The sequence below is a fragment of the Dietzia sp. DQ11-38-2 genome, from assembly GCF_014145055.1.
In the GTDB taxonomy this organism is placed as follows: Bacteria; Actinomycetota; Actinomycetes; order Mycobacteriales; family Mycobacteriaceae; genus Dietzia.
On record NZ_JAALDW010000115.1, the window covers coordinates 1 to 6,888 of the forward strand.

General features: G+C 68.8%; 8 protein-coding genes and 1 tRNA gene. 6 read left to right on the forward strand and 3 right to left on the reverse strand.

Translation table 11 applies throughout. The annotated features are described in order from the left end of the window. The coding region (locus G6026_RS04450; protein WP_277815593.1) for a carboxyl transferase domain-containing protein at positions 1-848 on the reverse strand (848 nt) is incomplete at its 3' end. Between the two features lie 148 nt (positions 849-996). On the opposite strand from G6026_RS04450, the gene G6026_RS04455 reads away from it, so the two are divergent. From G6026_RS04455 to G6026_RS04470, 4 genes are all read left to right on the forward strand, one after another. Continuing rightward, positions 997-1,743, forward strand: a complete 747-nt coding sequence (locus G6026_RS04455; protein WP_182612368.1) for an enoyl-CoA hydratase — start codon at positions 997-999, stop codon at positions 1,741-1,743. Positions 1,744-2,095: 352 nt separating this feature from the next. After that, complete coding sequence (locus G6026_RS04460; RefSeq protein ID WP_042329896.1) at positions 2,096-2,386, forward strand: DUF485 domain-containing protein; 291 nt, start codon at positions 2,096-2,098, stop codon at positions 2,384-2,386. Then, entirely contained in the window at positions 2,386-4,008 is a 1,623-nt protein-coding gene (locus G6026_RS04465; RefSeq protein ID WP_107755854.1) for a cation acetate symporter, read from the forward strand. The genes G6026_RS04460 and G6026_RS04465 overlap by 1 nt, the downstream gene beginning before the upstream one ends. Before the next feature lie 171 nt (positions 4,009-4,179). Next, positions 4,180-4,719 carry a hypothetical protein gene (locus G6026_RS04470; protein WP_107755855.1) on the forward strand — a complete coding sequence of 180 codons (540 nt, stop codon included), beginning with the start codon at positions 4,180-4,182 and terminating at the stop codon, positions 4,717-4,719. Between the two features lie 106 nt (positions 4,720-4,825). Here G6026_RS04470 and G6026_RS04475 read toward each other — a convergent pair whose 3' ends face one another. Together G6026_RS04475 and G6026_RS04480 are read right to left on the reverse strand one after the other, a co-directional pair. Further along, the gene (locus tag G6026_RS04475) at positions 4,826-5,152 is read right to left on the reverse strand and encodes a hypothetical protein (RefSeq protein WP_107755856.1); all 327 of its coding nucleotides are present in this window, start codon (positions 5,150-5,152) and stop codon (positions 4,826-4,828) included. Between the two features lie 222 nt (positions 5,153-5,374). Beyond that, positions 5,375-5,450 (reverse strand) — tRNA-Arg (locus G6026_RS04480). Positions 5,451-5,662: 212 nt separating this feature from the next. On the opposite strand from G6026_RS04480, the gene rplM reads away from it, so the two are divergent. Further along, the gene (gene rplM / locus G6026_RS04485) at positions 5,663-6,106 is read left to right on the forward strand and encodes a 50S ribosomal protein L13 (protein ID WP_017837232.1); all 444 of its coding nucleotides are present in this window, start codon (positions 5,663-5,665) and stop codon (positions 6,104-6,106) included. A 113-nt stretch (positions 6,107-6,219) separates the two neighbouring features. Continuing rightward, entirely contained in the window at positions 6,220-6,645 is a 426-nt protein-coding gene (rpsI, locus tag G6026_RS04490) for a 30S ribosomal protein S9 (RefSeq protein WP_309230172.1), read from the forward strand. The last annotated feature ends 243 nt before the right edge of the window (positions 6,646-6,888 follow it).

Consider the following 6,888-nt stretch of genomic DNA (forward strand, 5'->3'; position numbering starts at 1 on the left):
AGCGGGACCCGGTCCGGGGCGACACGCTCCAGGAACGACCGGGCACCGGGGCGGTCGCGGCGGCGGGAGCGGACGATGGCGTCCCACGCGTCGGGCGGCTCGGCGCGGTCGGACTCCGGCTCGGGGACGGGCCCGTGCGGTGGCGCCGGTTCGTCCTGACACGGGGGGTCCTGGCAGAGGACGCGCAGGGCCCGCGCCGTGAGGTCTCGTACCCCCTCGGGGGGGAGCACGCCGTCGATCATGCCGCGGCGGGCGAGGTTCTCCGACACCTGCACGCCCTCCGGGAAGGGGGCCTCGTAGAGCGCCTCGTACACCCGGGGTCCCAGGAACCCGATCAACGCGCCGGGTTCGGCCACGGAGACGTGGCCCAACGACCCCCACGAGGCGAACACCCCTCCGGTGGTCGGGTGGCGCAGGTAGACGAGGTAGGGGAGCCCCGCCGACTTGTGCCCGGCCACGGCGGCGGAGATCTTGACCATCTGCAGGAAGGCGATCGTGCCCTCCTGCATGCGGGTCCCACCGGACGTCGGGGACGCCAGGATCGGCAGGCGCTCGGCGGTGGCTCGCTCGATCGCGGACACGATCCGCTCCGCCGCCGCGATTCCGATCGAGCCCGCGAGGAAGTCGAACTCGCAGGCGATGAACACCACGCGCCGACCCAGCAAGGTCCCCTCACCGGAGATGACGGCCTCGTCCACCCCGGACACCCGCGCCGCGCGCTCGAGGGAGTCCTCGTACCCCGGGACCGAGTCGACCTGGGGCGAGCGCAGCGGCGGGCCGTCCCAGGACCGGAACGACCCGTCGTCGAGGACCATGTCGAGGATCTGCAGAGCTCCGGTTCTGGCCATGGACGCATCGTACGGTGGGCGCGTTCACCAGCAGGTATCCTCGGTCACGGGTGCAGGAGAGTACCCCCGCCTCGAGTCCGCCACGACCAGTCCGCGACGACCAGCCCGCGACACAGAAGACCGCGACGCACCGGAAGGCCCCGCCGCCATGATCGACACACGCAGGGACGGACCCGTCGCCGTCGTCACCATCGACCGTCACCGCACCCGCAACGCCCTCGACGCGGAGGTCTGCACGGCCCTGCGGGAGGCGATCGAAGTCGCGGGAGCCGCGGCGGAGGGTGAGGACCCGGTCCGGGCGATCGTCATCACCGGGGCGGGGTCGGCCTTCTGCGCCGGCGCCGACCTGTCCGGCGGCGTGTACAACCTGAACTTCTACGACGCCCACGCCGCGATGCTCGAGGCGGTGGAGTCGGTGCCGGTCCCCGTCATCGCGGCCGTCAACGGGCCCGCAGTCGGCGCCGGGGTCCAGCTCGCCCTGGCCGCCGATCTCCGCGTCGTGGCCCCCGGCGCGGTGTTCGCGGTACCCGTCGTGAAGGTGGGGTTGGCCCTGGACAACTGGACCATCAAGCGGCTCGCCAACGTGGTCGGGGGAGGACACGCGCGGTCGGTCCTCATGACCGCGCGTCCGGTGGGCGCGGAGGAGGCGGCCCGGATCGGCCTGGCCAACGAGATCGGTGACCTCGACACGGCGATGGAACTCGCCGCGGAGATCGCGCGGTTCGCCCCCCTGAGCCTCCGGCACATCAAGTCCGTGATCAATGACGACGACGCCCGGCTCCTGCCCCGCGACGAACACACCGAGCTGCAACAACTCGCCTGGCGTAGCGAGGACATGGCCGAGGCGCGGGCCGCCCGCGCGGAGAAGAGGCCACCGGTGTTCCGCGGTCGATGACCTGAGTGTCAGCGGGCCCGAGCGGCGACCGGCCCGCACGTCCGCTGTTTCCGGAGGGCGCCGGGGTCATCGGTGAGCGACCTCACCCCTCGACCCCCCGGATTAGGTGGTCTACCCCTCCGACGGGGGTGGGTCCACCAGGACTTTTGGCGAATCAGCCTCCGGGGGACACACCGCACTCGGCAAAGGCTTGTGTCCCGTGTCACACTTCTTCCGTCCAAATCTGTGAGGCCCATCACTACAGCGGTGCGGCTCGAGACAATTGAAACGGAGGACCTCCGTGTCCCAGCCAGCTGATCCACCGGTGGGAGGATCGTCACGACGCAGCCCGGAGCCGGCTGACTTCGAGGCGATGCACTCCAGCCCGGAATTCCAGGAGTTGCGCAGCAAGTTCAGGGCGTTCGTCTTCCCCATGACGATCGCCTTCCTCGTCTGGTACTTCCTGTACGTGCTCCTGGCGGTCTATGCGACCGACTTCATGGCGACCAAGGTCTTCGGGAACATCACCTGGGGGCTGATCATCGGGTTGGCGCAGTTCGTCACCACGTTCCTCATCACGTTCCTCTACATCCGGTTCGCCAACCGGGTGGTCGATCCCCGCGCGGAAGCGATCCGCCACGAGCTGGAAGGTGAGGTGGCCTGATGGGCGACTGGCTGTACAACATCCGCGAGCTCGCCCCCGGTGAGCAGGTCGGCAGCACGCTTCTCAACATGGTCGTGTTCGGGATCTTCATCGTCGTGACCATGACCCTCGTCCTCCGGGCGTCCAAGTCGACCAAGTCGACTAAGGACTTCTACACCGGTGGCTCCACCTTCACGGGGCCGCAGAACGGGTTCGCGATCGCCGGTGACTACCTCTCGGCCGCCTCGTTCCTGGGCATCGCCGGCGCCATCGCCATCAACGGTTACGACGGTTTCCTCTACTCCATCGGGTTCCTGGTGGCGTGGCTGGTCGCGCTGATGCTGGTCGCCGAACTGATGCGCAACACGGGCCGGTTCACGATGGCGGACGTGCTCAGCTTCCGTCTCAAGCAGCGGCCCGTCCGCATGGCCGCGGCCCTGGCGACCCTCTCGGTGTGCCTGTTCTATCTCATCGCACAGATGGCGGGCGCCGGCGGTCTGGTGGCGCTCCTGCTCAACATCAACGACTCCACCGGGCAGGCGATCGTCGTGGCGGTCGTCGGGCTCCTGATGATCGTCTACGTGCTCGTCGGTGGCATGAAGGGCACCACGTACGTGCAGATGGTCAAGGCCGTCCTCCTGGTCGGCGGCGTGTTGATCATGTGCCTGTTCGTCCTGGTGGCGGTGCGGGGCAACTTCTCGGCGCTCCTCGGTGAGGCCGTGGCCAACTCCGGCAGGGACCTCCTGCAGCCCGGCCTGCAGTACGGCGCCACCGAGACGAGCAAACTCGACTTCATCTCCCTGTCGATCGCCCTGGTCTTCGGTACCGCGGGCCTGCCCCACGTGTTGATGCGCTTCTACACGGTCCCCACCGCCAAGGAGGCCCGCCGCTCGGTCACCTGGGCGATCGCGCTCATCGGGTCGTTCTACCTGTTCACCCTGGTCCTCGGTTTCGGTGCCGCGGCGATGGTGGGGTCGGAGGTGATCGAGGCGGCGCCCGGTGGCGTGAACTCGGCGGCCCCGCTGCTGGCCTTCGCGCTCGGCGGGGAGATCTTCCTCGGGATCATCTCGGCGGTCGCCTTCGCGACGATTCTCGCGGTGGTCGCGGGTCTCGCCATCACGGCCTCCGCGTCGTTCGCACACGACATCTACAACGGCGTCATCAAGCACGGGAAGGCGACCGAGAAGGCCCAGTTGCGGGTGTCGCGGATCACCGTCGTGGTGATCGGTATCGCGTCCATCATCATGGGGATCGGCGCCATGGGGCAGAACATCGCCTTCCTCGTGGCCCTGGCGTTCGCCATCGCGGCCTCGGCGAACCTGCCGACCATCCTCTACTCGCTGTTCTGGAAGCGGTTCAACACCACCGGCGCGCTGTTCTCGATGTACGGCGGCCTGATCAGCACACTCGTGCTGATCGCGCTCTCGCCCGCGGTGTCGGGCGGCCCGAAGTCGATGATCACCAGTGTCGACTTCTCGTTGTTCCCGCTGTCCAACCCGGGCATCGTGTCGATCCCGCTGGCGTTCCTCCTCGGGATCATCGGCACCTTCCTCGGCAAGAAGGACGAGTTCCCGGAGAAGCGGGTCGAGATGGAGGTCCGTTCCCTCACGGGTGTCGGTGTGGAGAAGACGATCAACCACTGATCCCACTCGTCCATCCGGACCCGACGCCGGCCCGCCCTACCGTCTTCACGGTCGGGCGGGCCGGTCTCGTCGACCGGCCTCGGGGCGGGGCCGCACCCCGGCAGGCGGGAAGTCGGTGGACAAAGGGGCTACCCTCGGTGACCACCACACCGATTCGGAGGCGGTAGAAGAATGTATCCCGGACAGGACGACCAGACGCGGCGCATGGGCCAGCCCGACTCGCGCGCGTACTCGCAGATGGGCGGGGACGCTGGGTACGACGAGCCCTACTCGAACGACGCCGGCTACCAGGAGCGCCGGGCGCCCCGCGGTCCGGCTATCGACGTGGGCAAATTCCTGGGCAGCGTCGCGGCCACGGCTCTCGTGGCGGCGATCGCCGGGTGGCTGATCGCCTGGGTGGTGGACGCGGCGTTCGGCCGGTTCGGCCACCAGTGGGCCAACGGCGGCAACACCCCCACCATGTACGCCGTCTACGGGGCGGTGGCCGCGATCCTGGCCGGGCTCCTCTGGTACCTGCTGCTCGTCGGCACCGCCAACCCGCAGCAGTTTTTCTCGTGGACCGTGGGGTTGCTGATCATCGCGGCCGTGGCGCTGCCGCTCCTGGTGACGGTCCCGTTCCTCGACGGGGTGGCCGCCGCGATAGTCCACCTGTTCATCGGGCTGCCGATCCTGGCGTTGACCGGGGCGTTCGCCGCGACTCTGCGACGCTGACAGGCCGAGAAGCGTCGAGCCCGCTGATGTGTCATCAGCGGGCTCGACCGTATCGGTCAGATATGTTGCGGGCCGGCCCGTGACGGGCCGGTGTCGTCCGGGACCGTCAGGCCGCGTGCCGGCAGGTCGCGCAGCTGCAGTCGTCGCAGACGCAGTTCGCGCACTCGTGCCGCTCGCCGCAGTTGTCGCACGAGCAGATGTTGTGGTTGCAGGTCTCGCAGGTGCAGTTCGTGCAGGTGCACATCGCGCAGCTGTCGTCGCAGTTGTCACACGAGCAGGTGGTGCACTCGTCGTAGTGGCCGTCGTGCTCGCGGTGCAGGTGGCCGTCATGCAGGTAGTCCACGTGATCCTCGTGGACGATCGCCTCGTGTCCGCAGCCGGGTCCGTGGGTGTGGGAGTGCGGTTCGGCGGTGGGGTGGTCGGTCACGGTCATGGGTGGGGCTCCTGTTCCTCGTCGCCGGTCGTCCGGGGCGATGTCCGCCCGTCATGGGCGGCGTCCGCCGCCTCGGCATGCATACATCATCATACGTGCATGTATTGATGTCAACGGGGCGTCTCTCCGGGCTCGACATCGGGTGTCGCGGGCCTGAGCGGGGCCGAAGGGGCTGACGGGGCCGAAGGGGCTGAGGGGCCGGGGGCCACCCGACCCGCGCCGTGGTGCCCTCGAGAGGAATCGAACCTCCGACACCGGCTTTAGGAGAGCCGTGCTCTATCCACTGAGCTACGAGGGCGGGAACCGGGGAGAGTCTAACCGATGTCCGCCCGTCCGTGATCGGCGAGTTGGAGTGTCCGCACCCGGACGGTATGGTTGACCGTCGGCGTCCGTGCCGTCTCCGTGTCCGGGGATCGGCGGACCGCCTCCGCGGGTCACCACCGGCCGCCGCGCGAGGGGGAGGGCGTCCGGTCGGCCGGCAGCCCCACTAGACAGACAGAGGTATCGCCTGTGTCCACGTACACCCCCAAGCCCGGGGACGTGACGCGCGCCTGGTACGTCATCGACGCCACTGATGTGGTTCTCGGTCGACTCGCCGTCCAGGTCGCCAACATCCTCCGTGGCAAGCACAAGCCGCAGTTCGCCCCGAACGCCGACACCGGCGACTTCGTCATCATCATCAACGCCGACAAGGTCGCGATCTCGTCCAACAAGCGCGAGCGCGTGATGCATCACCGCCACTCCGGGTTCCCCGGCGGACTCAAGTCGCAGTCCCTCGGTAAGGCCATGGACACGCGCCCGGATCGCGTCGTCGAGAAGGCCGTCAAGGGCATGCTGCCGAGCAACAAGCTCGGTCGTGCCGTCGCCTCCAAGTTGAAGGTGTACGCGGGACCCGATCACCCGCACGCCGCCCAGCAGCCCGTGCCCTACGAGATCAAGCAGGTGGCCCAGTGACCGACGAGAACATCACCCCCGAGGCCGAGCTCGCCGACGACACGGTGGCGGAGCTCGCCGCCGAGGTGGCCGAGGACTACAGCGAGGCCGACTACGCCGGCGGCACCGACTACGTGGCCGACGCCGAGTCCCAGCTGGCCCCGGTCGCCTCCTCCGGTCCGGCACAGGCGGTCGGACGCCGCAAGGAGGCCGTCGCCCGCGTCCGCCTCATGCCCGGTTCCGGTCAGTTCACCCTCAACGGTCGTAGCCTCGAGGACTACTTCCCGAACAAGGTTCACCAGCAGCTCGTCAAGTCGCCGCTGGTCCTCGTCGAGCGCGAGGAGCAGTTCGACATCGTGGCACTGCTCCATGGTGGAGGACCGTCGGGTCAGGCCGGTGCACTGCGCCTGGCGATCGCCCGTGCGCTGACCGAGTACTCCTCGGATGACCGCCCGGCGCTCAAGAAGGCCGGCTTCCTCACCCGGGACGCCCGCGCCGTCGAGCGCAAGAAGGCAGGCCTGAAGAAGGCCCGTAAGGCACCGCAGTACTCGAAGCGCTGATCGACGCGCTCGATACCCCAGAGCAGGCGCCCGCTACCGCGGGGGCCTGCTCTGGCTCGTTTCCCGAGGGACCGCACGGCCGGGGTTATCCTTACCCGGTCCGGACCACCCACGCCGCGTGCGGTGGCGGTCCCCCTATCCCGGAGGATCACGCATCATGACCCGACTTTTCGGTACCGACGGGGTTCGCGGACTCGCCAATCAGACGCTCACGGTGGACTTGGCGGTCCGGCTCGGAGCCGC